This is a genomic window from Rathayibacter sp. VKM Ac-2804, from assembly GCF_009866655.1.
GTDB lineage: Bacteria > Actinomycetota > Actinomycetes > Actinomycetales > Microbacteriaceae > Rathayibacter.
Window position 1 is genome coordinate 3,382,872 of the sequence record NZ_CP047420.1, and the last position, 26,139, is coordinate 3,409,010.

The window sequence follows — 26,139 nt, forward strand, 5'->3', positions numbered from 1 at the left end:
AGCAGGGCGTCAGGGCAGGGGGCGCTCGAGGACGAAGTCCTCCTCGAGCCGGCCGCCGACGAGGAAGTGCCGGATGCCGACGGGCGCGAAGCCGTGCTTCGCGTAGAAGCGACGCGCGCGCTCGTTCTCCTGGTTCACGCCCAGCCAGACGCTGAGGGCGCCGATCGCGCGCGCCTCGTCGAGGGTCGCGGCCATCAGCCGCGCCGCGATCCCCGAGCCGTGACGGTCGGGCAGCGCGTAGCACTTGCTGAGCTCGATCGTCGGCCGGACCGTGACCGCGACCTCCGCCTCGGGGTCGGACGGCTCGCCCCGCACGAGCATCGTGTAGCCGAGCGCGCGCGAGTCGTCCTCCGCGAGGAACAGCACGCGACAGGGGTCGGCGAGGTAGCCGCGGAACCGCTCGACCGACAGCACGGTCCGGATGAAGTCGGCCTTCGCCTCCTCGGTGACGTGCGGAGGGCAGGCGAGCGGGAACGTCGCAGCGGCGACCGCCGCGAGCTCCTCCGCGTCAGCGGGCTGTGCGCGGCGGACGGTCACGGGGTCGGCGCTCGGGCGGAGGGAGTCGGACACGCCGTTCAGTATGCCCGGCGCGCGCGGCTCCCCCGGGACGACGAAGGAGGGGACCCGCCGAAGCGGATCCCCTCCTGTCACTGCCTGCGCAGCTCAGTGCTGTGCCGAGGCTCAGGCCAGGACGTTGACGTCCAGCGGGATGCCGGGGCCGAAGGTCGTCGAGACGGCGGCCTTCTGGATGTAGCGGCCCTTCGAGGAGGACGGCTTCAGGCGGACGATCTCGTCGAGAGCCGTCTTGAAGTTCTCCTGGAGCTGCTCCTCCGTGAAGGCGGCCTTGCCGACGACGAGGTGCACGTTGGCGTGCTTGTCGACGCGGAACTCGATCTTTCCGCCCTTGATCTCGGTCACGGCGCGCGCCACGTCCGGGGTCACGGTGCCGGTCTTCGGGTTGGGCATGAGGCCGCGGGGGCCGAGCACCTTTCCGAGACGGCCGACCTGGCCCATGAGCTCCGGGGTCGAGACCGCGGAGTCGAACGAGGTGTAGCCGCCGGCGACCTTCTCGATGAGCTCGGCGCCGCCGACCTCGTCGGCGCCCGCGGCGATCGCGGCCTCAGCGGCCGGACCGGTCGCGAACACGATGACGCGGGCGGTCTTGCCCGTGCCGTGCGGCAGGATGACCGTGCCGCGGACCATCTGGTCGGCCTTGCGCGGGTCGACCCCGAGCTTGAGCGCGACCTCGACGGTGCTGTTGAACTTCGCCGAGCCGGTCTCGCGCGCGAGCGCGACGGCCTCGTCGGCGGTGTAGAACTTGCCCTCTTCGAGCTTGGCGGCGGCGGCCCGGTAGGCCTTCGACTTCTGTGCCATGTTGTTTCTCCTTGAAACGAGAATGTGGTTCTAGAGCCTGGCGGGCTCTCCCACGGTGTGAGTTCTGGAAAGGCGGAGGACTAGCCCTCGACCGTGATGCCCATCGAGCGAGCCGTGCCGGCGATGATCTTCGAGGCGGCCTCGATGTCGTTCGCGTTGAGGTCGGTCTGCTTCGCCTCGGCGATCTCGCGGACCTGCGCCATGGTGAGCTTGGCGACCTTCACGGTGTGCGGGGTCGACGAGCCCTTGGCGACGCCGGCCGCCTTCTTGATGAGCTCCGCCGCGGGCGGGGTCTTCAGGATGAAGGTGAACGAGCGGTCCTCGTAGACGGTGATCTCGACGGGGATGACGTTGCCGCGCTGCGACTCGGTCTGCGCGTTGTACGCCTTGCAGAACTCCATGATGTTGACGCCGTGCTGACCGAGCGCCGGACCGATCGGAGGGGCCGGGTTCGCGGCGCCCGCCTTGATCTGGAGCTTGATCAGGCCGGTGACCTTCTTCTTGGGGGCCATTCAGGATTCCTTTTCTCAGGGTTCGAGTGGTCGGGGGCTCCCGGCCGCTCTCCCGCGCACCCGGCGGGGCCGGATCGCGGTGGAGGAGGGTCGGTCGGCGCGCACGAGAACGGGCGCCGACACGAAAACCCGTACGAGCTTACACGGCGAAGGCCCTCCCCGACAGTGCGGGAAGGGCCTCGGCCGGACGGCGTCCGTCGTCAGAGCTTGGTGACCTGGTCGAACGACAGCTCGACCGGGGTCTCGCGCTCGAAGAGCGACACGAGCACCGTGAGCTTGCCGCTCTCGGGCTTGATCTCGCTGATCGAGCCGGGAAGACCCGCGAACGAGCCCTCCTTGATCGTGATGGTCTCGCCGATCTCGAAGTCGACCTCGGCGGGCAGCACGCGCTGGGCCTGCTTCTGGCCCTTGACGCCGGCCGTCTTGGACGGCGCGACCTCCTTGATCTCGACCAGGCTCTTCAGCATCGTGAAGGCCTCCTCGAAGCGCAGCGGCGTCGGGTTGTGGGCGTTGCCCACGAAGCCGGTGACACCCGGGGTGTGGCGGACGACCGACCACGAGTCCTCGTTGAGGTCCATGCGCACCAGCACGTAGCCGGGGATGCGCACGCGGGTGACCATCTTGCGCTGGCCGTTCTTGATCTCGACCACGTCCTCCATCGGGACCTGGACCTCGAAGATGTAGTCCTCGGCCTCGAGCGAGACCTTGCGGTTCTCGATGTTGGACTTCACGCGCTTCTCGAAGCCCGCGTAGGAGTGGATGACGTACCACTTGCCCAGCTTGCCGCGCAGCTCGGCGCGGAACGCCTCGTACGGGTCGATGTCGGCGAGGTCCTCGCCCTCGGCCTCCGCGTCCTCCGCGGCGACCTCGGCCTCGTCCTCGACGGCCTCGAGGGCCGCTTCGGCCTCCTCGACGGTGTCGATGTGCGCGGCCTCGTCGACGGCCGAGTCGGCCTCGGGGTCGTCGACCGAGCCGATCGCGTCGAGCGCGGCCTCGAGGTCCGACGCGAGGTCGTCCTCGGACTCGTTCTCGTCGATGATGCTCAGCGCGCCCTCCTCGGCGGGCTCGACGGCGTCCTCGGCCTGAGCCTGGGTGTCGCCCTCCTGAACCTCGTCGACCTCGGACGACTGCTCGGCGGCGGTGGCCCAGTCGACGTCGTCGCGGTTTCTGTCAGACACTCGTAACTCTCTCTCGATCGATCGGCCGCGTCCCGTCCGGGAATCGCGTGCCGCTGCCGTCGGCGTCCCCCGCTCGTGCGGACGGGACGCTCCCGGGTCGGGTGGCGGGGGTCAGGCCGCCGGTGTGCCGAACACGTAGGTCACGGCGAGCGCGAACACCCAGTCCAGCAGCGACACCAGCGCCATCATGATCACGACGAAGATCAGGACCACGACGACGTAGTTGCCGAGTTCCTTCCGCGTCGGAGTGACGACCTTCTTCAGCTCGGCGATGACCTGCCGGATGAAGAGGGCGATGCGCGCGAACGGACTGCGCCGCGCCTCGCGCTGCTGATTGGCGATCGCGACGACGTCCTCGCTCGGCTCGTCGACTGCTTTCCCGGCCACCTGCACGCACCTTTCCCGCACCGGAACCTCCGGTGTGGCCGACCGCCCGTGGGCGGTCCTGGACCGATGACCGCTGCATCGCGGGGACCGCGTGCGACGGGCATCGATGTGCAGGGCGGACAGGGCTCGAACCTGCAACCTGCGGTTTTGGAGACCGCTGCTCTACCAATTGAGCCACCGCCCTATGGATGCCGTTGCGAGCATCCGAGGAGGAGCCGAACTCTTCCGAACCCCACCGCGGCCCTCTCGGGCGCTGCACCTGGACGGCGCTGCACCCTGGATGGCGCTGTGAATCCTGGCAGCGTTCGACTACCGCAGACGAGTGTACGTGGACCCGCTGGACGTGTCCAGCCGGGCGCAGCCCGTCGCCCGCCGCCCTCCGCGCCCGCGCGATACGCTGGCCGTCGTGTCCTCCACCACGCGCATCTCCGCCCGCATCGCCGCCATCGCCGAGTCCGCGACCCTCAAGGTCGACGCGAAGGCGAAGGCCCTCCAGGCCCAGGGGCGGCCCGTGATCTCCTACGCCGCGGGCGAGCCCGACTTCACGACGCCGCAGCACATCGTCGAGGCCGCGTCGGCCGCGGTGCTGGACCCGAAGAACTACCGGTACACCCCGGCGGCCGGCCTCCCCGACCTCCGCCAGGCGATCGCCGAGAAGACCGCGCGCGACTCCGGCTGGGCCGTCGAGGCGTCGCAGGTCGTCGTCACCAACGGCGGCAAGCAGGCCGTCTACCAGGCGTTCCAGACGCTCCTCGACGACGGCGACGAGGTGCTCGTGCCGACCCCCTACTGGACGACCTACCCCGAGGCGATCAAGCTCGCCGGCGGCGTCCAGGTCGACGTCTTCGCCGGCGCGGACCAGGGCTACCTGGTCACCGTCGAGCAGCTGGAGGCCGCGCGCACCGAGCGCACCAAGGTCCTCCTCTTCGTCTCCCCCTCCAACCCCACCGGCGCGGTCTACTCCGCCGAGCAGACGCGTGAGATCGGCGAGTGGGCCGAGGAGCACGGCCTCTGGATCATCGCCGACGAGATCTACCAGAACCTGGTCTACGCGGCCGAGGGGCAGGACGACGCGAGCCCGCTCACGCGCGCGACCTCGATCGTCGAGGCCGTCCCCGCGCTGCGCGACCGCACGATCCTCGTCAACGGCGTGGCCAAGACCTACGCGATGACCGGCTGGCGCGTGGGCTGGATGGTCGGCCCCGCCGACGCGATCAAGGGCGCCTCCAACCTGCAGTCGCACCTCTCGAGCAACGTCTCGAACATCTCGCAGCGCGCCGCCATCGCCGCCCTCACCGGCCCGCAGGAGCCCGCCGAGGAGATGCGCCTCGCCTTCGACCGCCGTCGCCGCGCCATCGTCGACGCGCTGAACGCGATCGACGGCGTCGACTGCCCGACCCCCGGCGGCGCGTTCTACGTCTACCCGGACGTCCGAGGACTGCTGAACCGCGAGTGGGACGGCGTCACCCCGACCACCTCGCTCGAGCTCGCCGACCTCATCCTCGAGAAGGCCGAGGTCGCCACCGTCCCCGGGGAGGCCTTCGGCCCCAGCGGCTACCTCCGCCTCTCCTACGCGCTCGGCGACGACGCGCTGATTGAAGGCGCGAAGCGCCTTCAATCGCTGTTCCGTTGAGCTGATCTCCTCCTTCGTCGTCGATCAGCCGCGGTCGGCCGTTTGAGGTGGGCGCGTTCCGCAGAGCGTCCCGCGTCCACGCACGACGATTCGCTGGCACGCGAATCGCCGGTTGCGTTCGGCCCTGCTGCCGTGCCGACGGAGTTCCTGAGCTGATCTCCTCCTTCGTCGTCGATCAGCCGCGGTCGGCCGTTTGAGGTGGGCGCGTTCCGCAGAGCGTCCCGCGTCCACGCACGACGATTCGCTGGCACGCGAATCGCCGGTTGCGCTCGGCCCTGCTGCCGAGACCCCGGGCGGTGTCTCTTCCTGAAGTGCGGGGCTTCGCGGGAGGCCGGTCGTGGGCATGACACGCCGAGTGGGGGAGCGCAAGTGGCATCTCGCGGGGGCGGATGACTGGGCTCGGGGGACAGGACAGGGCACGCTGGGGGGATGACGCCTGACGACGCCGTCCGAGTCCGTGATCTGCGGAAGGACTACGGGGGTGCGCCCGCGCTGAGCGGAGTCTCGTTCGAGATCGCGCGCGGGGAGACGTTCGCGCTGCTCGGCCCCAACGGAGCGGGCAAGTCGACGACGATCGAGATCCTCGAGGGGTACCGGGACCGCTCCGGCGGCGAGGCCTCGGTGCTCGGCGTGGATCCGCGCCACGGCGACCTCGCCTGGAAGTCGCGGCTCGGGATCGTGCTGCAGTCCAGCGGCGAATCGGGCAACGCGACGGTCCGCGAGCAGATCGCGCACTTCGCGAGCCTCTACCCGAGCCCGCGGGACGTCGACGAGACGATCGAGGCGGTCGGACTCACGGCCAAGGCGCGCTCGCGCATCGGCAAGCTCTCCGGCGGGCAGCGCCGCCGCGTCGACGTGGCGCTGGGGATCGTGGGCCGCCCGGAACTGGTGTTCCTCGACGAGCCGACGACGGGCTTCGACCCGGAGGCGCGGCACTCGTTCTGGGACCTCGTCGCCCTCCTCAAGAGCGAGGGCACGACCATCCTGCTCACGACGCACTACCTGGACGAGGCCGCCCAGCTCGCCGACCGGGCCGCGGTCATCGCGGGCGGGCGGCTCCTCGCGATCGGTCCGATGGACGGGATCGGCGGCGAGGAGGCCCGCGTGCCGATCGTGCAGTGGCGGGAGGACGGCGCGCGGCGTCGACGGCGCACGACGGAGCCGGCCCGCGTCGTCGCCGAGCTCAGCGCCCGCCTCGGCGAGCCGACGGCCCTCGAGGTCCTCCGGCCCAGCCTCGAGGACATCTACCTCGACCTGATCCGCGACGACCGTGCGGGCGAGACCGCCCTCGACGTGATCGGAGAGCCGGCATGAGCGCCGTCACCGCACCCCGCCCCGCGCTTCGCACCGGCGTCGGCCGCACCCTCCGGCTCGGCGCAGCGCGCGCCCGCTACGAGGTGCGCTCCTACTTCCGTGCGCCCGACCAGGTCTTCTTCACCTTCCTCTTCCCCGTCCTGCTGCTCGCGATCTTCTCGGTCGCCTTCGGTGACGGCGCGGTCATGCAGGCCGACCCGCAGGATCCAGGGATCAGCATGGCCGAGTACTACGTGCCGGGACTCGCAGCGGCGGGCATCCTGCTCTCCGGCGTGCAGAACCTCGGAGTCGACATCGCCATCGAGCGCGGCGACGGCACGCTCAAGCGCCTCGCGGGCGCTCCCCTGCCCGTCCTGAGCTACTTCCTCGGCAAGTTCGGCCAGGTGCTCGTCACCAGCGCCGCGCAGACGGCGCTGCTGCTCGCGGTCGCTGCGACCGCCTTCTCCGTGCCGCTGCCGACCGACGGCGGCCGCTGGGCGACCTTCGCCTGGGTCTACCTCGCCGGGGTCGCCACCTCGGCGATCCTCGGCATCGCGGTCTCCGCACTCCCCCGCACAGGCAAGAGCGCGACGGCGGTCATCGTGCCGCCGCTGCTCGTGCTGCAGTTCATCTCGGGCTCCTACCTCTCCTTCACGACGCTGCCGGACTGGCTGCAGACGATCGCGAGCGTCTTCCCGCTCAAGTGGATCGCGCAGGGCATGCGCGCGGTCTTCCTGCCTGCCGACTTCGAGCAGGCCGAGGTGAACGGCGCGTGGGACCTGGCCGGAGTCGCGATCGTGCTCGGGATCTGGCTGGTGCTCGGCCTGATCGCGAGCCGCCTCACCTTCCGCTGGATCCGCCGCGACGCCTGACGGCACCGCTGCCGGCGGATCCCGACGCGCCGCTCCGCGGGCTGCTCGATCAGCAGGCTGGCGCGCGCTGCGCGATCTGTGGCGCGTCAGACGGTGGTGCCGACGACCACGGGCTCGGGGTGCAGGAGGATGCCGAACTCGGCGAGCACCCGGCCCTGCACGTAGCGGGCGAGCTCGGCGATCTGCTCGGCGGTGGCGCCGCCGCGGTTCGTGAGCGCGAGGGTGTGCTTGCTCGACACCGCCGCGCGCGAGCCCGGGAGCGAGAAGCCGCGGGCGACCCCCGCGTGCTCGATCAACCACGCGGCGCTGAGCTTGACGAGCGCGTCGGGCGCGGACGGCGCGGGCAGCCGGATCGGCGCGCCCGCCTCGACGTCGGCGAGCGGCGTCACCAGGGGAGCCTCGCTCGCGGGGGTCTCGGGCCAGCGCGGGGCGGTCGGCGGAAGACCGCTCGCGGCCGCGACGGTGACGATCGGGTTGGTGAAGAAGGAGCCGGCGCTGGCGGTGTCCGGATCGTCCGCATCGAGCACCATGCCCTTCGCGCCGCGCAGCCGCAGCACGCTCGCGCGCACCTCGGCGAGCGGCACGCGATCGCCCAGTTCCGCGCCGAGCGCGCTGGCGAGCTGCCCGTAGGCGACGGGGGCGCCGAGGCCCGCACCGCCGACGTCCTCGAGCGCGAACTCGACCGCGAGGACGGCGCCGCGTCGACCCTGCTTGACGGCGGACGTCCGGTAGCCCAGCTCGAGCTCCGCCGCCGTCAGCCGCACGGGCTGGTGCGCGCCCTCGTCCAGGAAGTCGACCGCGACGAGGGTGTCGGAGAGCTCCTGACCGTAGGCGCCGATGTTCTGGACCGGCGACGCCCCGACCGTCCCGGGGATGCCGCTGAGCGCTTCGAGCCCGGCCCAGCCGCGCTCGACGGTGGCCGCGACGAGGCCGTCCCACGACTCGCCCGCCTGCACGCGCAGGTGCACCGCGCCCGGCCGGTCGGACGCCAGCCGCTCGATACCGGTCGTGCGGACCCGCACCACCGTCCCCTCGACACCCTCGTCGCCGACGAGGAGGTTGGAGCCTCCCCCCAGCAGCAGCCAGGGCTCGTCGTCGGCCCAGACCTCGCGGAGGGTCGCGATCAGCTCGGCCTCGGTGGCCGGCTCGAGCAGGCGCTCGGGGACCCCTCCGACGCGCAGAGTGGTGAGGGTGGAGAGGGCGGGTGCTGTCATCGGGGCGCGATCAGGCCAGCGAGACGCGCGCCTGGGCCTTGCCGAGCACGGCCTGGCCGCCGAAGGTCACGGCGAGGTCGATGCGCGCGGTCCCGGCCTCGGCGTCGAGCGCTCCGACCTTCGCGACGACGTCGAGCTCGGCGCCCTCCTTCGGGTCGACGACGACCGGCCGGGTGAAGCGGACCTGGTAGTCGACGACGCGGCCGGGGTCGCCGACCCAGTCGACGACGACCTGGACGGCGGTGCCCATCGTGAGCATGCCGTGCGCGAGCACACCCGGCAGCCCGACCTCGGCCGCGACGTCGTCGCGGTAGTGGATCGGGTTGAAGTCGCCGGAGGCGCCGGCGTAGCGCACGAGCGAGCCGCGCTCCAGGTGGAAGCGCCGCTCGCCGACGACGTCGCCGACGGTGAGCTCGGACAGGAGGGGGCGCTCGGCGCTCATTCGTCTCCCCTGACGACGAGGGTGGACAGGGCGGTGACGACGTGGTCGCCGTCGGCGTCGACCATGGTCGACTGCGTGGTGATCATCGAGTGCGCGCCGAGCTGCTTGATGCTCGCGACCGAGAGGGTCGCGGTCAGCTCGTCGCCCGCGACGATGGGGCGCGAGTAGCTGAAGCGCTGGTCGCCGTGGACGACGCGGCTGAAGTCGATCCCCGCGTCGGGGGCGGCGAGCAGCTGGGCGAGCGTGAACTCCTGGATCACCACGGCGAAGGTCGGCGGGGCGACGACGTCGCGGTAGCCCGCGCGGCGCGCCGCCGCGGGGTCGAGGTGGAGGGGGGACTCCGCGGAGACGGCGCGCGCGAACTCGCGCACCTTCTCGCGTCCCACCTGATAGGGCTCCGTCGGCGCGAACACGCGCCCGGTGAGGTCGGGGTTCACTGGCACCCGGCCATCTTAGGCGCTGGCCTCGGAGGCCCCTGCGGGCCCCTCCCCCCTCGATGAGGGTCATGCACGTATGACCATCGGCAATTACCCACGCGAGTATGGGTGACCCGGGCCGATTCTTCTCCGAAGCTGGCGAGCATGTCCACACCTGACCCCGAACGCGACTGGATGACCTACGCCCGCGAGCTCGGCACCAACCTCCACCGCGCCCGCATGGCCAAGGGCGAGAGCCAGGAGCGCATCGCCCATGCGGCCGGCCTGGCGGGCTACACCTACCAGAAGTTCGAGAAGGGCGAGTCGAAGCCGGGCTCGCCCGCGAACCCGCAGCTGAAGACGCTCTTCGCGCTCTGCGAGGCCCTCGACATCGAGCTGTCGGACCTCCTGCCGCCGAACCCGCCCCGCTCATCGGGCGGCACCGGGGCCCAGTAGCCCCAGCGCCTCCTCGACGCCGCGCGCGAGGCGCGCCGCGGCGCTGAGGTCGAGGTCGATCGCGCCGAGTCCGTCGGATTCGAGCCGCAGCCGCTCCTCGGCCCGGCCTCCCGGCCGGCACAGCGAGACGTGCACGACGGCGGCGACGGGATCCGCGGCCGCCCCCGCGTCGCACCAGAGCACCAGCGGGATCGAGTGCGCCCGCGAGCGGTGCAGCCGCTCCTCCGCGCGCTCGATCTCGTCGTGCTCCCCCGCGCACCAGCGGGGGCAGCCGTCGTCGTCTCGCCTGTCCTGTCGTCCATCCATGTTCCGCACCAATCGTTCGAGGCGCACAGCACACCAGGCGGCACCGACATCGAGGCGGGCCCCCCGACCGGATCCCCGGAGGGTGTGGACAGGCACCCGGCACCTCCCCCCTGTGGAGGAATGCAGTCACTGTGCCATACCGGGATGGCGGCGCGGCGGGCCGCGTCAGCGGTGCACGATCAACCAGGTCGCGACCGCCCTCGTGGAGCCGCGGTTGATCATCCGGTGGCCGCGCTCGCACGGGAACGTGATCGCGTCGCCCGCCGAGAGGACCACGGTCTCGTCCTCGAACTCGACGGTGAGCTCGCCCTGGGTGACGGTCCCGATCTCGACGCCGTCGTGCCGGAGGAACCGGCGGTGCGCGGTCGAGGTCGCCCCCGGAGGGTAGGTCGACTCGAAGAAGTCGACGGCGTCGACGGGCCGGGGCGCCAGCCGGCGGAAGAGCACGCCGCCCTCGAGCACGACCGGAGCGACCTCCCCCGCGCGCACCACCGCCGTCGTGATCGCCGGAGCCGCGCCCTCGGTCGGCGGCACCGGAGTGGGCACCGGAGTGGACGCCGGCGCCGACGCCCCGGCGGCGGTCGTGTCGAAGACCGCGGAGAGCGGCACGCCGAGGGCGCCGACCATCGCGATCAGGCGCCCGACCGACGGCTGCATCGCCCCGCGCTCGATCTGCGAGACGGCGCTGGCGGAGATGCCCAGCTCGCGGGCGAGCGCGCGCAGCGACATCCCTGACGCGAGACGCAGCTCGCGCAGGCGCGCGCCGACGCCCTCGTGGCCCGTCTCGAGGAGGACGCCGGCGACGTCCGGAGCCGCGCCGGGAGCGGGATCGGGGGCGATCTCGTCGGTCGGCATGCGGGGCGTCGTCCTCTCCTCGGTGATCGTCACACAGCTGTAACGGGCGCGAAACGAACCTCGCCGCGCGGAGCCCTAGGTTCTCCCGTGTGAAGTCATCACTTCACACGATCCGAACGCCCACCGCTCGCGCGGAGGCGGCCGATCGCCTCGGCCGACCGCCTCGACCACCCTGACACATCCGCTCCGTGCGCCGACCCGCGCACGCCCGCCCGAGAGGTGGATCCACCATGACCGACCGCGCCACCGCACCCCGCATCGAACCCTCGCCCGCAGCGCCCGCCGAGAGCGCCGGCCTCGCCGGCCCCTCGCTCGTCAAGCCGGGCTACGACGACCGCCTCGCCAACGAGGACCTCGCCCCGCTCGTCAAGCAGCGCTGGACGAGCTACAACATCTTCGCGTTCTGGATGTCCGACGTGCACAGCGTCGGCGGCTACGTCACCGCCGGCTCGCTCTTCGCCCTCGGCCTCGCCGGCTGGCAGGTGCTGGTGGCCCTCGTGGTCGGCATCGTCATCGTGCAGGTCTTCTGCAACCTCGTCGCGAAGCCCAGCCAGGTGACCGGCGTCCCCTACCCGGTGATCAACCGCGCCATCTTCGGCGTCCGCGGCGCGAACATCCCCGCGATCATCCGCGGGCTCATCGCCATCGCCTGGTACGGCGTCCAGACCTACCTCGCCGCGCAGTCGCTGAACATCGTGTTCCTCAAGTTCTTCCCGGCGCTCGCCTCCTGGAACACCCCGGAGGCGTCCTTCCTCGGCCTCTCGGCACTCGGCTACCTCTCCTACTCGATCCTCTGGGTCGCGCAGGCCGCGCTCTTCTGGCGCGGCATGGAGTCGATCCGCCGCTTCATCGACTGGGCCGGCCCGGCCGTCTACGTCGTGATGCTCGTGCTCGCGATCTACCTGGTCTCGCAGGCCGGCTGGGAGAACATCTCGCTCAACCTCGGCTCGGGCGAGGTCCTCGACCTCGCGTCGTCGATCCCGGTGATGATCTCGGCGGTCGCGCTGGTCGTCTCCTACTTCTCCGGCCCGATGCTCAACTTCGGCGACTTCTCCCGCTACGCCCGCAGCTACCGCGCCGTGAAGAAGGGCAATCTCCTCGGCCTGCCGATCAACTTCCTCTTCTTCTCCCTGCTCACCGTGATCACCGCCTCCGCGACGGTCCCCGTCTTCGGCGAGCTGATCACCGATCCGATCGAGACGGTCGAGCGGATCGACACCTGGTTCGCCGTCCTGCTCGGCGGGCTCACCTTCGTCATCGCGACGATCGGCATCAACATCGTCGCCAACTTCATCTCGCCCGCGTTCGACTTCTCCAACGTCAACCCGAAGAAGATCAGCTGGCGGATGGGCGGCATGATCGCGGCGGTCGGCTCGGTGCTGCTCACCCCGTGGAACTGGTACTCGAACGACACCGCCATCCACTACACGCTCGGCATCCTCGGCGCCCTGATCGGCCCGCTGTTCGGCGTCCTGATCGCCGGCTACTACCTGGTCAGCCGCCAGCGCGTCTGGGTGGACGACCTCTACACGATGAGCGAGAAGGGCCGCTACTGGTTCTCCCGCGGCTTCAACCCCAACGCCGTCTGGGCCACCGTGATCGGCGGTGTCCCCTCCGTCCTCTCGGTGCTCGTGCCGCGCTGGATCGAGGAGGCGGGCGGACCGTCGTTCACCTGGCTCGGCGACTACAGCTGGTTCCTCGGCTGCGGCCTCGGCTTCGTCGCGATGGCCCTCCTCGAGCGCCGCGCTCCCCGCATCGGCCGCCTCGAGGAGGACCTCGCCAACGTGAGCGACGGCAGCGCGGTCTGACCCGCGCGCTCCCCCCCCCCGCCCGCCACTGACACCCGACCCCACCCGGGCGGCCGCCTCGCCATCCACGCCATCCTCCAGAAGTCGCGGTAGTCGCGCGTGACTACCGCGACTTCTGAGGAGTGGCAGGTGGTGAGTCGGGCGCCGTCGCCGTTCCACCCCCGCAGCATCCCGAGGAGCGCCCGTGCGCATCACCGTCGTCAATCCGAACACCAGCGAGCGCATGACGGGAGCGATCGGCCGCGCCGCGCGGTCCGTCGCCTCCGTCGGCACCGAGATCGTCGCCGTCACTCCGCCGATGGGGCCCGCCTCGATCGAGAGCCACTACGACGAGGCGCTGGCCGTCCCGGGGCTGCTGCACGAGATCGTCCGCGGCGACGCGGCGGGCAGCGACGGCTACGTCGTCGCCTGCTTCGGCGACCCGGGTATCGACGCGGCCCGCGAGATCGCCCGCGGGCCGGTGATCGGCATCGCCGAGGCCGCGATGCACATGGCCTCCCTGGTCGGCCGGCGGTTCAGCGTCGTCACCACGCTCTCGCGCACGAGCGGACGGGCCTGGGACATCGCGCACCGCGCCGGCTTCGACCGGGCCTGCGCGGGAGTGCACGCCTGCGACATCCCGGTGCTCGAGCTCGACGACCCGCACTCCGACGCGCGCCGGGTGATCCTCGAGGAGTGCGCCGCCGCCCTCGCGACGGACGGCTCCGACGTGATCGTGCTCGGCTGCGCCGGGATGGCCGACCTCTGCCGCGACCTCTCGCACGAGCTCGGGGTCCCGGTGATCGACGGGGTCGCCGCCGCGGTCCGGCTGGTCGAGAGCCTCGTCGCGATGGGAGTCACGACCTCGCGCCGCGACGAGTTCGCAGCGCCGCGCCCGAAGGAGATGACGGGGCTGCTCGCCCCGTTCGCGCTGGCCTGAGGCGAGCGCACGACGCGGGACGCACGAAGTGCCCGGGAGCAGACGCTCCCGGGCCCTTCGTGTGCAGCGGCTAGGACTGCTGCGCGCTCCGGTGACGGCGCGTCGCGACGAGCGACACGAGGCCGAGCGCCAGCAGGGCGGCCGCACCGGAGACGAGGCCCGCGGTCTCGACACCGGTCTCGGCGAGCGCCGAGCCACCCGAGGTCGTGGTCACGGCGCCGGACGCGACGGTCAGGTGGATCTGATCGCCGACGTACTCGCGTCCGGTCTCACCGCCGTCCACGAATCCGACGATGGTGACGCGGACGTCGTTGTGACCGGGAGTGGTCGCGTAGGTCCGCGTCGCACCGGGGAAGTAGCCGCCGTCAAAGGGGATCGACCCGAGCAGAACCGGCGTGAAGCCGTCGAGCTCGTTCGGCCGCTCGTAGTCGAAGGACCAGATCCGGACCTCGCCGCGCGGGACGCAGGCGATGGTGCCGATCTCGGGGACGGTCACGGTCACGGAGCGGACACCGGCGGTCGCGGTCACCGGGCCCGAGAGCGACTCGACGACGTAGTTGCGGTTCGCGCCGAGGCAGGCTTCGAGGTCGGTGGCGTAGAGCGTCGCGACCTGCGTGTACGGCTCGAGGATCCACATCGGGGACCCACCCACCGACTGGATGACGGTGACGGTGACGGTGTACTCGCGGCTGGTGCGGACCGGGACGGTCAGGGTCCCGCCTGCGTAGCCCTCGTCTCCGACGACGACCTCGGCGCTGGCGATGTCGTCCGTGGTCTCGGTGAGGGTCGGCATGATCGCGAGGATGATCGTCGATCCGTCGGTGCAGTCCGCCAGCTCGGAGGGCGGCACGGTCGCCGTCACGGTGCCCGGCCGGGTCAGGTCGACCGTGAGGGCCGCGGCGTCGAAGGGGAGAGCCGGCGGCACGAACGGGTCGCAGCCGGGCGCGGCGGGCTGCGGCTCGGCAGGCGTCGGCTCGGGAGTCGCGGTCGGGGTCGTCGTCGGCCCGGGAGTCGCGGTCGGGGTCGTCGTCGGCACGACCGTGGGAGTCGCGGTCGGCGTCGCCGTCGGCGTCGCGGTCCCGGTCGGCTGCGGGGCCGCGGTCGGGACAGCCGTCGGTGTCGGGGTCGCGGTCGGAGTCGACGTCGCGACGGCGGTCGCGGTCGGCTCCGGAGTGCTGGTCGACGCGGCGGCGGCCGGGGCGATCAGGCCGCCGGCGAGGCCGACGACGAGGGTGAGGCACGCGAGACGCGAGCGCGAGCGGAGAGAGGTCCCCCGGAGAGACATGGATGTATTCCTTCTCGAGAATGTAGAAGCGGGATCGGCGCCGAAGCTGCCCCCGTGGCGCCTGGCTGATGTCTATCAGCGGCCTGAACATCCGCACATCCCCCGCGAGGACGCGCTCTGCATCGATCGCGTAACGGCGTCTTCACGAGATCTGGGCGCGCCTCTCAGGCGGCTCGATCGACCGCCGACCGGACCCTCCCGCGGGCACGCCGAAGACCCGGAAGCGACGACTCCCGGGCCCCGGCGGTGGCCGGTCGTGCTGCGGTCTAGGACCGCTGGGCGGTTCGGCGGCGGGCGATCACGAGGGCTGTGAAGCCGGCGAGCAGCAGGGCTGCGGCGCCGGTCGCTGCACCCGCGGCATCCGAGCCGGTGTCCGCGAGCCGAGTGCCGCCCGAGGTCGTGGTCGCCGTCGTGGTGGTGGTCTTCGCTGCGGTCACGACGAGGAACTCGCGCTCATCGTCGGGCTGGTTCACGCTCGGGGCGAAGACCTGGAACAGACCCCCGCTCTCGCCGTCGACGACCCCGCCGGCCAGGACGACCACGAAGTACCGGCCAGGGGCGAAGGATCCGGAGACGGTAGCCCCGTCGAAGGTCGAGTCGCTCCGGAGCGGGCCGAGCTCGACGCCCTCCTGCTCGTCGTTGCCGTCAGCTAGCTTGACCAGGACCCGGAACTCCAGCTCGTCGAAGCAGTCGGCGAGCGTCAGCGCTCCCACGGTGACGTCGATCCGGCCGACGCCGGCGACGGCGTCGACGGTGAAGGGCTCGTTCGTCTGAGAACGGTCCAGGCCCGCGGCGCAGGTGTCGAAGGCGCTGAGCACCGTGACGGTCTGCTGGAACACCGAGCCGTCGACGGCCGTCGAGACCGACACGGTCCAGTCGTCCGAATACGGCAGGGCGACCTCGATGATGCGCGGCGGCAACCCCTCGGCGGGGACCTGCTCGACGGTGTCCAGGGCGACTCCGACGCCGCCGTCCTGGGCGATGCGGTAGAAGATGCTCGCCGCACCGACGGGGCCCGTAGCGGAGCGGGCGGGCACCGCCAGCGTGATCGTCCCGGGGGCAGTGCTGACGGAGATCGCGCCGTCGAAGGTCACAGTGCCGGGGATCGGGGCGGGAGAGGCCGTCGGCGTCGTGACGGGGGTCTCGACCGGAGTCGGAGTCGCCGTCGGTGTCGCAGTCGCCGTCGCGGTCGCAGTCGCCGTCGGCGTCGCGGTCCCGGTCGGCTGCGGCGTCGCGGTCGGGGCCGCGGTCGGGACAGCCGTCGGGGTGGGGGTCGCGGTCGGAGTCGACGTCGCGACGGCGGTCGCGGTCGGCTCCGGAGTGCTGGTCGACGCGGCGGCGGCCGGGGCGATCAGGCCGCCGGCGAGGCCGACGACGAGGGTGAGGCACGCGAGACGCGAGCGCGAGCGGAGAGAGGTCCCCCGGAGAGACATGGATGTCTTCCTTCTCGAGAATGTGGAAGCGGGATCGGCGCCGAAGCTGCCCCCGTGGCGCCTGGCTGATGTCTATCAGCGGCCTGAACATCCGCACATCCCCCGCGAGGACGCGCTCTGCATCGATCGCGTAACGGCGCTTCTGCGAGGATCGAGCCATGGCGATCCTCCGCGACCTGGCCCTCGGTGCACGGCTCTTCGGCAGGGGGTTCGGCACCTGGGTCCGCTCGCCCCGGGCCATGCTCCTCGGCGCGATCCCGCCCCTGATCGTCGGCCTCGTCTTCGTCGGCGTGCTGGTGCTCGTCCTCACCCGGATCGACGGCGTCGTCCTCGCACTGACGCCGTTCGCGGACGACTGGGACGAGTCCTGGGCGGGGACCGTCCGCCTGCTGATCTCGATCGCCGCGGTCGGCGCGCTGGTGGCCCTCGGCGTCGTCCTGTTCGCCGCCGTCACCCTCCTGGTCGGCGATCCGTTCTACGAGCGGATCTGGCGCGGGGTCGAGAACGAGCTCGGCGGCGTGCCCGACGAGCACGAGACGGGGTTCTGGAGCGGACTCGGCCGCTCGCTCCGCGACTCCGGGGTGCTGGTGGCCACCTCGCTCGGGATCGGCGTCGTGCTGGTCCTGCTCGGCGTCATCCCGATCGTCGGACAGGTGATCGGCCTGATCGCCGGCGCGCTCGTCGGCGGCCGGGCGCTCGCCCTCGAGCTGACCGGGTTCGCCGGGGACGCGCGAGGCCTGACCCTCCGCGACCGCCGCCGCCTCCTCGGCGAGCGCCGCGCGGTGTCGCTCGGCTTCGGCATCGCGGTCTACCTGACCTTCCTCGTCCCCGGCGGCGCGGTGGTCGCCACGCCCGCTGCGACGGCCGGGGCGACGCTCCTGCTCCGGACCCTCCGCGGCGAGTCGACGGAGCGGATCGAGCCCGCAGCCGACGCCGCGACCGCCTGATCGGGTGGCCGCCCGAGCGGCCGCTCCCCTAGACTTCCCCCGTGCTCACGTCGACCCTCCGCCCCTGGTGGCCCGCCTCCTAGGCAGGCCGACGCGCAGACTCCTCTCGCACACGACCGCCTCGACCGGGCGGTCGTTCTGCATGTCGGGGCCCGGGTGAGGGACACCCCGACCCAAGGACCACGATGACCTCGCTCCTCTCCCGCATCCTCGCCTCCGACGGATCGCTGCCGTTCGCGGTCGTCCTCCGGCAGGGCCGGACGGACGTCGACGTCTTCACGGGCGACGTCGTCGACGTCGACGGCCTCGCCGACATCCCGCTCGACGGCGCCGACGTGCTGACGCTCGTGCCCTACCGCCAGGTGCGCGAGCGCGGCTTCGCGGCCAAGGACGACGGCGCTCCACTGCGCAACCTCGTGGTGCGCGAGCGCGAGAGCGTGCCGCTCGCCGAGGTGCTGCGGCTGCTGCCCGAGCGCGAGATCCCGGTCGAGGAGCGCGGCTTCGACGTGCCCGACGAGGAGTACGCGGAGATCGTCCGCCGGGTGATCGACGACGAGATCGGCCGGGGCGAGGGCGCCAACTTCGTCATCAACCGCGCGTTCGTCGCGCACACCGATGCTCCCGCGGTCGAGGCGGTGCTGGCCTGGTTCCGCCGGCTGCTCACCGACGAGTCCGGCGCCTACTGGACCTTCGCGATCCACACTCCCGGCGCCGACGGCTCGCCGGCCGTCACCGCGGTGGGCGCGACGCCCGAGCGCCACGTCTCGGTGCGCGACGGCGTGGCGATGATGAACCCGATCAGCGGCACCTTCCGCCACCCCGCGGCCGGCCCGACCGGCGCCGAGGTCCTCGCGTTCCTCGCCGACGTCAAGGAGAGCGAGGAGCTCTTCATGGTGGTCGACGAGGAGATGAAGATGATGAGCGCGGTCTGCCCGAACGGCGGCCGGATCCTCGGCCCGTTCCTCAAGCAGATGTCGCGGCTCAGCCACACCGAGTACCTGCTCGAGGGGCGCACCGACCTCGACGTCCGCGAGGTGCTGCGGCTGACGATGTTCGCGCCGACCGTCACCGGCTCGCCGATGGAGAACGCCTGCGCCGTGATCGCGGAGTACGAGAAGGAGCCGCGCGGCTACTACTCCGGTGTGCTCGCGCTGTTCGAGCCGGAGGAGCACGGCTACACGGTCGACGCGCCGATCCTGATCCGCACCGCCTACCTCCGCGAGGACGGCCGGCTCACCGTGCCGGCCGGGGCGACGCTCGTGCGGCACTCGACACCGGAGGGCGAGGTCGCCGAGACCCGCGCGAAGGCCTCCGGCGTGCTCTCCGCGCTGGGGCTGCTCCCCCACCGCGACATCCCGCCGGCGATCGACCTCAACGCGCAGCCCGGCGTGCAGGAGGCGCTCGAGGCGCGCAATGAGCGGCTCGCCTCGTTCTGGCTGCGGCCGCAGGCCCCCGAGCACATCGAGGGTCTCGCCGGCCACACCGCCCTCATCGTCGACAACGAGGACCAGTTCACGACGATGCTCGCGCACCAGCTGCGCCACCTCGGCATGGACGCCCGGGTCGAGCGCTGGTCGAGCGTCGAGGACGTACTGAGCGACGACCTCGTCGTGTTCGGGCCCGGTCCCGGCGACCCGCGCGACGACTCCGAGCCGCGGATCGCGCGCCTGCGGGCGCTGATGACCGAGCGGCTCGCCTCGGAGCGGCCGATGCTCGCCGTCTGCCTCAGCCACCAGATGCTGTCGCTGCTCGCCGGGCTGCCGGTCGAGCCGCTGCCCGCGCCCCGGCAGGGCGTCCGGCTGGCGGTCGACGTCTTCGGCGAGGACGCGGCGATCGGCTTCTACAACACCTTCTCGTCCGTGGCCGGCGCGGACGTGTCGAGCACCCCGCTGCTCGACCTCGAGATCTCGCGGGACCCCGCGACGGGGATCGTCGACGCGCTCCGCGGCGAGGCGGTCGCATCGGTCCAGGGCCACCTCGAGTCCGTGCTCTCCTCCGACGGCCTGCGCACCCTCGAGCGCCTGGTGCGCACCGCGACGTCGCAGCCGGCGCGCGCGTGAGCGACGTCCGGCTGATCGCGTCGCCGTCCTACTCCGCCGAGCTGCGCGAGGCGGTGGCCGCGAGCGTCCGGGCGGCGGCGGAGGCGGCGCGCGGCTGGTACGGGCGCGGCGACAAGCTCGCCGCCGACGCGGCCTCGGTCGCGGCGATGCGCGCGGTGCTCGCCGAGGCGCCGTTCGACGGTGTCGTGGTCATCGGCGAGGGCGAGAAGGACGACGCGCCCATGCTCGCGAACGGCGAGCGGCTCGGCCGGGCCGGCTCGCCCTCCTGCGATGTCGCGGTGGATCCGCTGGACGGCACGCGGCTGACGGCGGAGGGGATCCCCGGCTCGGTCTGCGTGATCGCGCTCGCGCCGCGCGGCACGATGCTCGATCCGCGCGACGTCTTCTACATGGACAAGCTGGTCTGCTCCGGTGCGGGGGCGGGGGTCGTCGGGCTGGACCTGGCTCCCGGCGAGAACGCGCGACGGCTGGCGGAGGCCCTGGGCAAGCCGGTCTCCGAGCTGGTGGTCGCCGTCCTCGACAAGCCGCGGCACGCCGGACTGATCGCGGCCCTGCGGGACGCCGGCGTCGCGCTGTCCCTGCGCGGCGAGGGCGACGTCTCGGTCGCGATCGAGGCGGCCGACCCCTCCGGCGCCGTCGACCTGGTGCTCGGCATCGGCGGCACCCCCGAGGGCGTCGTCGCCGCCTGCGCCGTCCGCGCCCTCGGCGGCGTGATGGAGGGCCGCCTGGCTCCGCAGACGGACCTCGAGCGGTCGAACGCCCTGGCCGCCGGCCACGACCTCACCCGCTTGCTGACCCTCGACGACCTCGTCTCCTCCCCTGACGTCCTCTTCGCCGGCTGCGAGGTCTGATCCTTCCCCTCCCTCCCGGGGTGCGGTCGGCGACCGGCGGCTCGGCCGCGCTCGACGCGGGTCCACCCACGGTCGCGTCTTCGTGAGTTCCGAAGAGGGGTAGGTGGTTGTTCCTCAATGAGGGATCATATTCGTATGGTCGAGGCGCCGGGCCCGGCCGCACCGCGAGGAACGGCGACGATGACATCGACACGAACGACCCCCTTCACCCTCTATCAGGTGCACGTGCGGGGTCAGTGGCAGGCCTGGTAGAGCCGGAGCCCGACCATCGACACGACCGTGCCGTCGCGCTTCGCACTGGTCCTCACCGATCTGCGGTCGTCGTTGCGCTGGCCGCAGGCGCTCCTCGGTGTGATCCTCGTCGTCGGTCCGACCGCCCTCGGGCTGGCGGAGGTGGGCGGCGGTGTCTACCGCGACGAGCTGGACGTCTACTCGCAGTTCATGATCTCCCCGATGATCGTCCTCTTCCCCGTCTTCATCACGACGGCCTGCTGCAGCGGCACCGCTGCCGAGATCAGGAACAGGTTCGTCATCCTCGTCCGCGCGCGGACGGATCTCCGGTCCTACCTGACGACCCGGGTGCTCAGCGTCGCCCTCGGAGGATTCGTGCTCGGCTTCGTCGCCGCACTCCTTCCCGGACTGATCGCCTTCGGGATCTGGCCGGAGCTGGGTGCGCCCTTCATCGATCCGGTCGTGTACGGACTCGCACCGGACGAGGTGGAACGGAACGCCCTGGAGCGCGTGAACTACTCGCAGCTGCTCGCCTTCGGCTGGCCGGTGTACCTGATCGGCTACTCCTCGGTGCTGGGCGCCTGGGGCGCGATCACGGCGATGGCCGGGGTGCTCGCACTGGTCGCACTGAAGAACCTGGGGCTGGCGATGGTGCTGCCCGCAGTGATCTTCTTCGTCGAGACGATGGCTGTCGCTCTGGTCGACCGGCCGCTTCTCGGATTCATGTACGGAGCCTTCCCGTTCGGTCTCGATCAGGCGCCGATCGGCATCATGGTCCTGCCGCTCGCGGTCGCTGGAGCCGCGACGGTTCTCGCCGCACGGCGGATCCTCGGTAGAGCCCAGCGACTCCCGGCGCTGACATGATCGCCTCGCTCTCCCGCCGTGTCCGCCTGCTGCTCGCCGGCTGGGCCCTCGCAGCTGCCGCCGCGTACTCGATCCACCAGCGGATGCTCTGGGCCGCGTCGGGTTCCTCGTTCGGATTCGTCGACCTGGCGATCGAAGTCGTGAACGACCCGCTCTTCGTCTGCTGCGGACTGGGAGCGCCCTGGTGCATCGCCTTCTTCCTGGCGTCGAGATCCCTCCCGCCGGAGGCGGTGTGCATCCGGGCCGGATCGCTCAGGAACGCTCTCCTCGTCCTCCTGCGCAGCGACGCGGCGAGCGCTGCGGTCGTCCTGTTCGGGGTGCTGACGACGTGCTGGGTGTGCTCGCTCGGGCTGGCGAACGACGTCGCGCGCGTGCCCGGATCGGTGAGTGCGCTGCTCGCGGACGTCGCGCTGCCCCCGCCCGTCGGAGTGCTGCTCCAGCTCCCGCTCCTCCTGCTCTTCCTCGCGACGATCGGGTCCCTCCTCTCCGCCTGCTGGGTGCTCTCGGGCGGGAGTGTCCTCGTCGGGGTTGCGGCGACGGTGCTGCTCGGCTGGTTCGCCGTCTCGGCGGCGGGGGGACTCCCGAGGGACTCCGCCGTCAGCTCGGCCTTCCTCTCCAGCTCGTCGCTCCATCTCGGGCGGCCGTTCGGCGTGCTGGGCGCCTTCGTCGTCCTGCTCTCGATCGAGGTCGTGCTCCTCGGCGCGATGCGGGTGCAGGACCGCCGGCTGTCCGGAGCGGCGCGGTCACGGGGTGCCGGATGGGCGGTGTACGTGCTCCTCCTCGGTTCGGTCGCACTCGGACCGACGGGGCTCCGGTCGGCCGCAGAGGGGCTTCCGGCACCCGGGATCGAGGGGAGCGTCCTCGGTCCTCTCTTCGCGGGCCCTGTCGGCGCTCTCGCACCCACTCTGTTCTCCGTCCTCATCATCACCGGCTTCGCGCTGACCTGGCAGCTCAGTGAGCTCGATCCCCGACGCCCGATCCTCCGCTGCGAGCTGATCCGGTTCGGATCGAACGGCGCTCGGAATCGGCGGCTCGGCGCGGGGCTCCTCGCCCGCGCGCTCGGGGTGAGTGCGCTCGTCGCCGCTCTGGCCGGTGCCGAGGCGCTGCTTCGGGGCGCACCCGGCGAGCTCGCGTCCTTCGCCGACCCGGTGGTGGGGTTCCAGCTCCTGGTCAACGGAACGCTGCAGTTGATGCTGGTCGCGGCCGTCTCCTCCGCGTTCGCGCCGCTCGCCGGATCGGGTGCGCTGCCCGCCGCCTTCTCCGCCGGGCTGGCCTTCCTGCCGAGCAAGCTCCTCGAGGGCAACCCGCTCGCCGTTGCGGGCCTCTGGAGATGCGCAGGGGGCTGGCCGAGCGTCCTCCACGGGACGGCGCTGGCGCTGGGGAGCGCCTGCATCGTCCTCGTCGCAGCAGGCATCGCGTCTCGACTGGCCGAGAGGCATCCCAGAACAGAAAGAGGTCGCCCATGACGAACGCCATCACGGTCGAGGGTGTGTCCAAGAGCATCCGCGGGCATCTGCTCTACAGCGACGTGGCGTTCGAGCTGCGCCGAGGCGGTCTGTACGCCCTCCTCGGCCCGAACGGCTCCGGGAAGTCGGTCCTGCTGCGACTGCTCTGCGGATTCCTGAGGCCGGACTCGGGCAGCATCAGCGTCGACCCGGCGATCTCGCCGGAAGGGCGGACGTTCCCGGACGGCTTCGGGATCACGATCGACGGCCCCGCCTACATCGCAGGCCTCTCCGCGGAGCAGAACCTCCTGCGACTGGCCGCGATCCGCAAGCGCATCGGGATCGAGGAGATCCGCGCGACGCTCGCCTCGGTACGTCTGCAGAGCACGGGGCGCTCAGCGGTCCGCACCTTCTCCTCGGGGATGAAGCAGAAGCTGTCCCTCGCGCAGGCTCTGATGGAGGACCCGAAGGTGCTCCTCCTCGACGAGCCGTTCACCGCGCTCGACACGGAGAGCGTCGCGGTCGTCAAGGACCTCCTCCGCGAGCGGGTGGCCGAGGGGGTCACCGTCCTCCTGACGATGCACGGCGAGGCGGACTTCCTCGCCGAGTGCGACGGCGTCCTCCGGATCGAGAACCGCACGATCTCGATGCTCTGACGACCGGTCGTCTCCGCGAGATGCCACTTGTGCCCGCCTTTCGCGGCGCGTCGCGCGCACAAGTGGCATCTCGCGGAGGGGGTGCGGCGGGGACGACGAAGGCCCCGGCTCGACGTGCGAACCGGGGCCTTCTCGATGTAGCGGGAGCGGGACTTGAACCCGCGACACCACGATTATGAGCCGTGTGCTCTAACCACCTGAGCTACCCCGCCGCACGTTTCCGGAGGCTGGCCTGCCGGGAACGGAGCCCCCTGTGGGAATCGGACCCACTACCTCTTCCTTACCAAGGAAGTGCTCTACCAATGAGCTAAGGGGGCGCACCTGCGGGTCTGACTGCCCCTCTCGGGGCGTGCCCGCGATTTGGCACCGTTAGACGATAGCACCTCCACGGGGCGGTGATGACCGCGGGGTGGAGGGGGTGGTCCGGGCGGGGTGGGTCTCGATACGCCCGCTTCGCGGGCTACTCGACCAGCAAGGGACGAGCCGTCCCCTGCGCTGGTGGAGCAGCTGCGCACCGGGGCCCTTCATGCTGGTCGAGTAGCCCCGCAGGGGCGTATAGAGACCCGCCGTCGTCAGCACGTGGGTCTTCAGACTCCTGCTCTGACGCCGGTGGATCTCGATACGCCCGCTGCGCGGGCTACTCGATCAGCATGGACTTCCCGATCTCGACGCGGCGATCCCTGCTCGGGACCCGGCTACGAGCGGCTCGCCGTGTCGAGCGCGGCCAGCTCGTCCGCCGTCAGCTCGAGCGTCGCGGAGGCGACGAGGGCGGGCAGCTGCTCCATCACGCGGGCGCTCGCGATCGGCGCCGCGACGCCGTCCTGCAAGCGGAGCCACGCGAGGGCGACGGTCGCGACCTCGGCGTCGTGGGCGGCCGCGGCCGCGTCGAGGGCCGCCAGCACCCGGCGTCCGCGGGCGTCGAGGTACTGCGCGGCACCGGAGGCGCGCGGGCTGTCGGGCGTCGAGCCGTCGCGGTACTTGCCCGTCAGGAAGCCGGACGCGAGCGCGTAGTAGGGGACGACGGCGAGCCCGGCCTCGCGGGCGAGCGGCAGGACGTCCGCCTCGATGCCGCGCTCGACGAGGTTGTAGTGCGGCTGGACGGCGACCGGTGCGTGCAGGCCCTCCTCCTTCGCGAGGCGCAGCCACTCCGCGATGCGGTCGGCGCTGAAGTTCGAGACGCCGATGGCGCGGACGAGGCCCTCGTCGACGAGCTCGGAGAAGACCCGGGCGATGTCCTCGAGCGGGACGGCGTCGTCGTCGAAGTGCGCGTAGTAGAGATCGATCCGGTCGGTGCGCAGGCGCTGGAGCGAGGCGCGGGCGGCCTTGCGGACGTTGTCGGGGGCGAGACCGGTGAACTCGGGGTGCCTGCTGACCTTGGTCGCGATCACGACGTCGTCGCGCGAGCCCGAGCGGCGCGAGAGCCACTCGCCGATGATCGTCTCGGACTCGCCGCCGTGGTTGCCGGGGACCCAGGCCGAGTAGGAGTCGGCCGTGTCGATGAAGTCGCCGCCCGCGGCGACGTAGCCGTCGAGGACGTCGAAGGAGGTCTGCTTCCCGGCGGTCCAGCCGAAGACGTTGCCGCCGAGAGAGAGCGGGAAGACCTCGATGCCGGAGTCGCCCAGGGGCGTGCGGGTGAGGGAGTCGTGGGACGGAGCTGCGCTGTCGGTCGTCATCCCCCGATTCAACTCGCCGCGGGCCGCACTGCCGATCCCCCGCCGCGCATGCGGAGCAAGCACTCAGCCACTCGCGGCGCGCTGGGCGTCAGCCGCCGAGCGGGTAGTCGGCGTAGGCGAAGCGCGTCGAGTCCGGAGACCAGCCGGCGACGTTGATCGTGCCCTGGCCGCCGAAGAGCGACTGCACCACCCGGCCCGGGGACGTGTCGCCGTCCGCGCGCCCCTCGAGCGCGATCAGCCGCAGCTCGACCGGCAGGTTCTCCGGGTGCCCGGCCGTCCCCGCGGGGTACGCCAGGTAGAGCAGGTGCGCGCTGTCCGGCGACTCGTGCGGGAACCAGTCGACCGTGTCCGAGGCCACGAACCGCTCGATCCCGGAGCCGTCGAGACGCATCCGGAACAGCTGGGCGACACCGCCCTCCCGCTCGGAGTTGAAGAAGAGCCGTTCCCCGTCCGCGGAGAAGTCGACGCCGTCGTCGGGGTGCGCGTCGTCGGTCAGCGCGGTCAGCGGACCGCCCTCGGCCGGCATCGTGAACACGTTGGTGACCCAGCGCCCGGTCGCGTCCTCGCCGCCGCCGATCAGCGCGAGCAGCCGGCCGTCGGGCGAGACGCCGTGCAGGTAGTGCTTGAAGCGCGGCACGGGTCCGGCGGAGGTGAGCCGGCGCGCGGGTGCCGAGCCGTCGAGCGCGACCGCGTAGAGGTGGCCGTCGCGGGCCGAGACGTAGGCGGTGCCGCCGCCGGGAGCGAGCACGTGGTCGTTGTTGAGCTCGTCCGGCACCCCGTCGAGCGGGATCGCCTCGAGGGCGGCGGGCCCGACCGGCGCGTCCCCGAGAGGCAGCCGGAACAGCCCGCCGTCCCCGTTCACGACGAGGAACGACCCGTCCGGCGACCAGTTCGGCGCCTCCACGAGCAGCTCCGCGGAGGAGAACACCGTCGTCGCCTCGCCGCTCGCGACGTCGAGCACGCGGATCCGGCAGGTCTGGTCGGGGAGCAGTGAGCGGGCCATGCGCACCACGGTAGGGGAACGGAGGT

General features: G+C 71.9%; 26 protein-coding genes and 3 tRNA genes. 12 read left to right on the forward strand and 17 right to left on the reverse strand.

Translation table 11 applies throughout. The annotated features are described in order from the left end of the window. Window positions 1–9: 9 nt before the first annotated feature. From GTU73_RS15770 to GTU73_RS15795, 6 genes are all read right to left on the reverse strand, one after another. A complete protein-coding gene (locus tag GTU73_RS15770; RefSeq protein ID WP_244231669.1) occupies window positions 10–570 on the reverse strand; it encodes a GNAT family N-acetyltransferase in 561 nt (186 codons plus the stop codon). 111 nt (window positions 571–681) lie between these two features. After that, the gene (rplA, locus tag GTU73_RS15775) at window positions 682–1,374 is read right to left on the reverse strand and encodes a 50S ribosomal protein L1 (RefSeq protein ID WP_123447821.1); all 693 of its coding nucleotides are present in this window, start codon (window positions 1,372–1,374) and stop codon (window positions 682–684) included. Window positions 1,375–1,454: 80 nt separating this feature from the next. Beyond that, complete coding sequence (gene rplK / locus GTU73_RS15780; protein WP_123447822.1) at window positions 1,455–1,886, reverse strand: 50S ribosomal protein L11; 432 nt, start codon at window positions 1,884–1,886, stop codon at window positions 1,455–1,457. A gap of 200 nt (window positions 1,887–2,086) precedes the next feature. After that, entirely contained in the window at window positions 2,087–3,064 is a 978-nt protein-coding gene (nusG, locus tag GTU73_RS15785) for a transcription termination/antitermination protein NusG (protein WP_160090617.1), read from the reverse strand. Between the two features lie 111 nt (window positions 3,065–3,175). Continuing rightward, window positions 3,176–3,451, reverse strand: a complete 276-nt coding sequence (secE, locus tag GTU73_RS15790) for a preprotein translocase subunit SecE (RefSeq protein WP_160090618.1) — start codon at window positions 3,449–3,451, stop codon at window positions 3,176–3,178. A gap of 111 nt (window positions 3,452–3,562) precedes the next feature. Further along, a tRNA-Trp gene (locus GTU73_RS15795) sits at window positions 3,563–3,635 on the reverse strand. A 222-nt stretch (window positions 3,636–3,857) separates the two neighbouring features. Here GTU73_RS15795 and GTU73_RS15800 point away from each other — a divergent pair. From GTU73_RS15800 to GTU73_RS15810, 3 genes are all read left to right on the forward strand, one after another. Continuing rightward, entirely contained in the window at window positions 3,858–5,084 is a 1,227-nt protein-coding gene (locus tag GTU73_RS15800) for a pyridoxal phosphate-dependent aminotransferase (RefSeq protein WP_160090619.1), read from the forward strand. A 429-nt stretch (window positions 5,085–5,513) separates the two neighbouring features. Beyond that, on the forward strand, window positions 5,514–6,398 hold the full coding sequence (locus GTU73_RS15805; RefSeq protein ID WP_160090620.1) for an ABC transporter ATP-binding protein: 885 nt from the start codon (window positions 5,514–5,516) through the stop codon (window positions 6,396–6,398). Then, a complete protein-coding gene (locus GTU73_RS15810) occupies window positions 6,395–7,249 on the forward strand; it encodes an ABC transporter permease (protein WP_160090621.1) in 855 nt (284 codons plus the stop codon). The genes GTU73_RS15805 and GTU73_RS15810 overlap by 4 nt, the downstream gene beginning before the upstream one ends. Window positions 7,250–7,335: 86 nt before the next feature. Here GTU73_RS15810 and GTU73_RS15815 read toward each other — a convergent pair whose 3' ends face one another. From GTU73_RS15815 to GTU73_RS15825, 3 genes are read right to left on the reverse strand one after another with little or no spacing between them, the layout of a single operon-like run. Beyond that, window positions 7,336–8,463 carry a UDP-N-acetylmuramate dehydrogenase gene (locus tag GTU73_RS15815; RefSeq protein WP_160090622.1) on the reverse strand — a complete coding sequence of 376 codons (1,128 nt, stop codon included), beginning with the start codon at window positions 8,461–8,463 and terminating at the stop codon, window positions 7,336–7,338. Window positions 8,464–8,473: 10 nt separating this feature from the next. Further along, entirely contained in the window at window positions 8,474–8,905 is a 432-nt protein-coding gene (locus GTU73_RS15820; RefSeq protein WP_160090623.1) for a MaoC family dehydratase, read from the reverse strand. Continuing rightward, window positions 8,902–9,348 carry a MaoC family dehydratase N-terminal domain-containing protein gene (locus GTU73_RS15825; protein ID WP_160090624.1) on the reverse strand — a complete coding sequence of 149 codons (447 nt, stop codon included), beginning with the start codon at window positions 9,346–9,348 and terminating at the stop codon, window positions 8,902–8,904. The genes GTU73_RS15820 and GTU73_RS15825 overlap by 4 nt, the downstream gene beginning before the upstream one ends. Window positions 9,349–9,486: 138 nt before the next feature. Here GTU73_RS15825 and GTU73_RS15830 point away from each other — a divergent pair, with 138 nt between their 5' ends. Further along, on the forward strand, window positions 9,487–9,777 hold the full coding sequence (locus tag GTU73_RS15830) for a helix-turn-helix domain-containing protein (protein WP_160090625.1): 291 nt from the start codon (window positions 9,487–9,489) through the stop codon (window positions 9,775–9,777). On the opposite strand, the gene GTU73_RS15835 is transcribed toward GTU73_RS15830, so the two are convergent. After that, window positions 9,751–10,083: a hypothetical protein gene (locus GTU73_RS15835; protein WP_160090626.1), complete on the reverse strand. Its 333-nt coding sequence runs from the start codon at window positions 10,081–10,083 to the stop codon at window positions 9,751–9,753. The two genes, GTU73_RS15830 and GTU73_RS15835, sit on opposite strands and share 27 nt — an antisense overlap. 165 nt (window positions 10,084–10,248) lie before the next feature. Then, entirely contained in the window at window positions 10,249–10,938 is a 690-nt protein-coding gene (locus GTU73_RS15840) for an XRE family transcriptional regulator (protein ID WP_160090627.1), read from the reverse strand. Window positions 10,939–11,168: 230 nt separating this feature from the next. On the opposite strand from GTU73_RS15840, the gene GTU73_RS15845 reads away from it, so the two are divergent. Beyond that, window positions 11,169–12,746 (forward strand): NCS1 family nucleobase:cation symporter-1, encoded by a 1,578-nt coding sequence (locus GTU73_RS15845; protein WP_160090628.1) that lies wholly within the window; start codon window positions 11,169–11,171, stop codon window positions 12,744–12,746. 184 nt (window positions 12,747–12,930) lie between these two features. Then, a complete protein-coding gene (locus tag GTU73_RS15850; protein WP_160090629.1) occupies window positions 12,931–13,665 on the forward strand; it encodes an aspartate/glutamate racemase family protein in 735 nt (244 codons plus the stop codon). 70 nt (window positions 13,666–13,735) lie between these two features. On the opposite strand, the gene GTU73_RS15855 is transcribed toward GTU73_RS15850, so the two are convergent. Then, complete coding sequence (locus tag GTU73_RS15855) at window positions 13,736–14,950, reverse strand: hypothetical protein (protein WP_160090630.1); 1,215 nt, start codon at window positions 14,948–14,950, stop codon at window positions 13,736–13,738. A gap of 266 nt (window positions 14,951–15,216) precedes the next feature. Continuing rightward, window positions 15,217–16,383 (reverse strand): hypothetical protein, encoded by a 1,167-nt coding sequence (locus GTU73_RS19125; protein ID WP_208543682.1) that lies wholly within the window; start codon window positions 16,381–16,383, stop codon window positions 15,217–15,219. Between the two features lie 158 nt (window positions 16,384–16,541). Here GTU73_RS19125 and GTU73_RS15865 point away from each other — a divergent pair, with 158 nt between their 5' ends. From GTU73_RS15865 to GTU73_RS15890, 6 genes are all read left to right on the forward strand, one after another. After that, entirely contained in the window at window positions 16,542–17,330 is a 789-nt protein-coding gene (locus tag GTU73_RS15865; protein ID WP_160090631.1) for an EI24 domain-containing protein, read from the forward strand. A gap of 185 nt (window positions 17,331–17,515) precedes the next feature. Then, window positions 17,516–19,390: a chorismate-binding protein gene (locus tag GTU73_RS15870; protein ID WP_160090632.1), complete on the forward strand. Its 1,875-nt coding sequence runs from the start codon at window positions 17,516–17,518 to the stop codon at window positions 19,388–19,390. Continuing rightward, the gene (locus tag GTU73_RS15875; RefSeq protein ID WP_160090633.1) at window positions 19,387–20,241 is read left to right on the forward strand and encodes a fructose-bisphosphatase class II; all 855 of its coding nucleotides are present in this window, start codon (window positions 19,387–19,389) and stop codon (window positions 20,239–20,241) included. The genes GTU73_RS15870 and GTU73_RS15875 overlap by 4 nt, the downstream gene beginning before the upstream one ends. Before the next feature lie 279 nt (window positions 20,242–20,520). After that, entirely contained in the window at window positions 20,521–21,336 is an 816-nt protein-coding gene (locus tag GTU73_RS15880) for a hypothetical protein (RefSeq protein WP_160090634.1), read from the forward strand. Then, window positions 21,333–22,802 carry a hypothetical protein gene (locus tag GTU73_RS15885; RefSeq protein WP_160090635.1) on the forward strand — a complete coding sequence of 490 codons (1,470 nt, stop codon included), beginning with the start codon at window positions 21,333–21,335 and terminating at the stop codon, window positions 22,800–22,802. Before GTU73_RS15880 ends, GTU73_RS15885 begins: the two co-directional genes overlap by 4 nt. Continuing rightward, window positions 22,799–23,437 (forward strand): ABC transporter ATP-binding protein, encoded by a 639-nt coding sequence (locus tag GTU73_RS15890; protein WP_160090637.1) that lies wholly within the window; start codon window positions 22,799–22,801, stop codon window positions 23,435–23,437. Before GTU73_RS15885 ends, GTU73_RS15890 begins: the two co-directional genes overlap by 4 nt. A gap of 138 nt (window positions 23,438–23,575) precedes the next feature. Here GTU73_RS15890 and GTU73_RS15895 read toward each other — a convergent pair. The 4 genes from GTU73_RS15895 to GTU73_RS15910 all read right to left on the reverse strand — a co-directional run bounded on the left by GTU73_RS15895 (window position 23,576) and on the right by GTU73_RS15910 (window position 26,113). Further along, window positions 23,576–23,649, reverse strand: a tRNA-Met gene (locus GTU73_RS15895). Window positions 23,650–23,682: 33 nt separating this feature from the next. After that, a tRNA-Thr gene (locus GTU73_RS15900) sits at window positions 23,683–23,754 on the reverse strand. 378 nt (window positions 23,755–24,132) lie between these two features. Then, complete coding sequence (locus tag GTU73_RS15905; protein WP_160090638.1) at window positions 24,133–25,110, reverse strand: aldo/keto reductase; 978 nt, start codon at window positions 25,108–25,110, stop codon at window positions 24,133–24,135. Between the two features lie 88 nt (window positions 25,111–25,198). After that, a complete protein-coding gene (locus GTU73_RS15910; protein WP_160090639.1) occupies window positions 25,199–26,113 on the reverse strand; it encodes a PD40 domain-containing protein in 915 nt (304 codons plus the stop codon). Window positions 26,114–26,139: the final 26 nt, after the last annotated feature.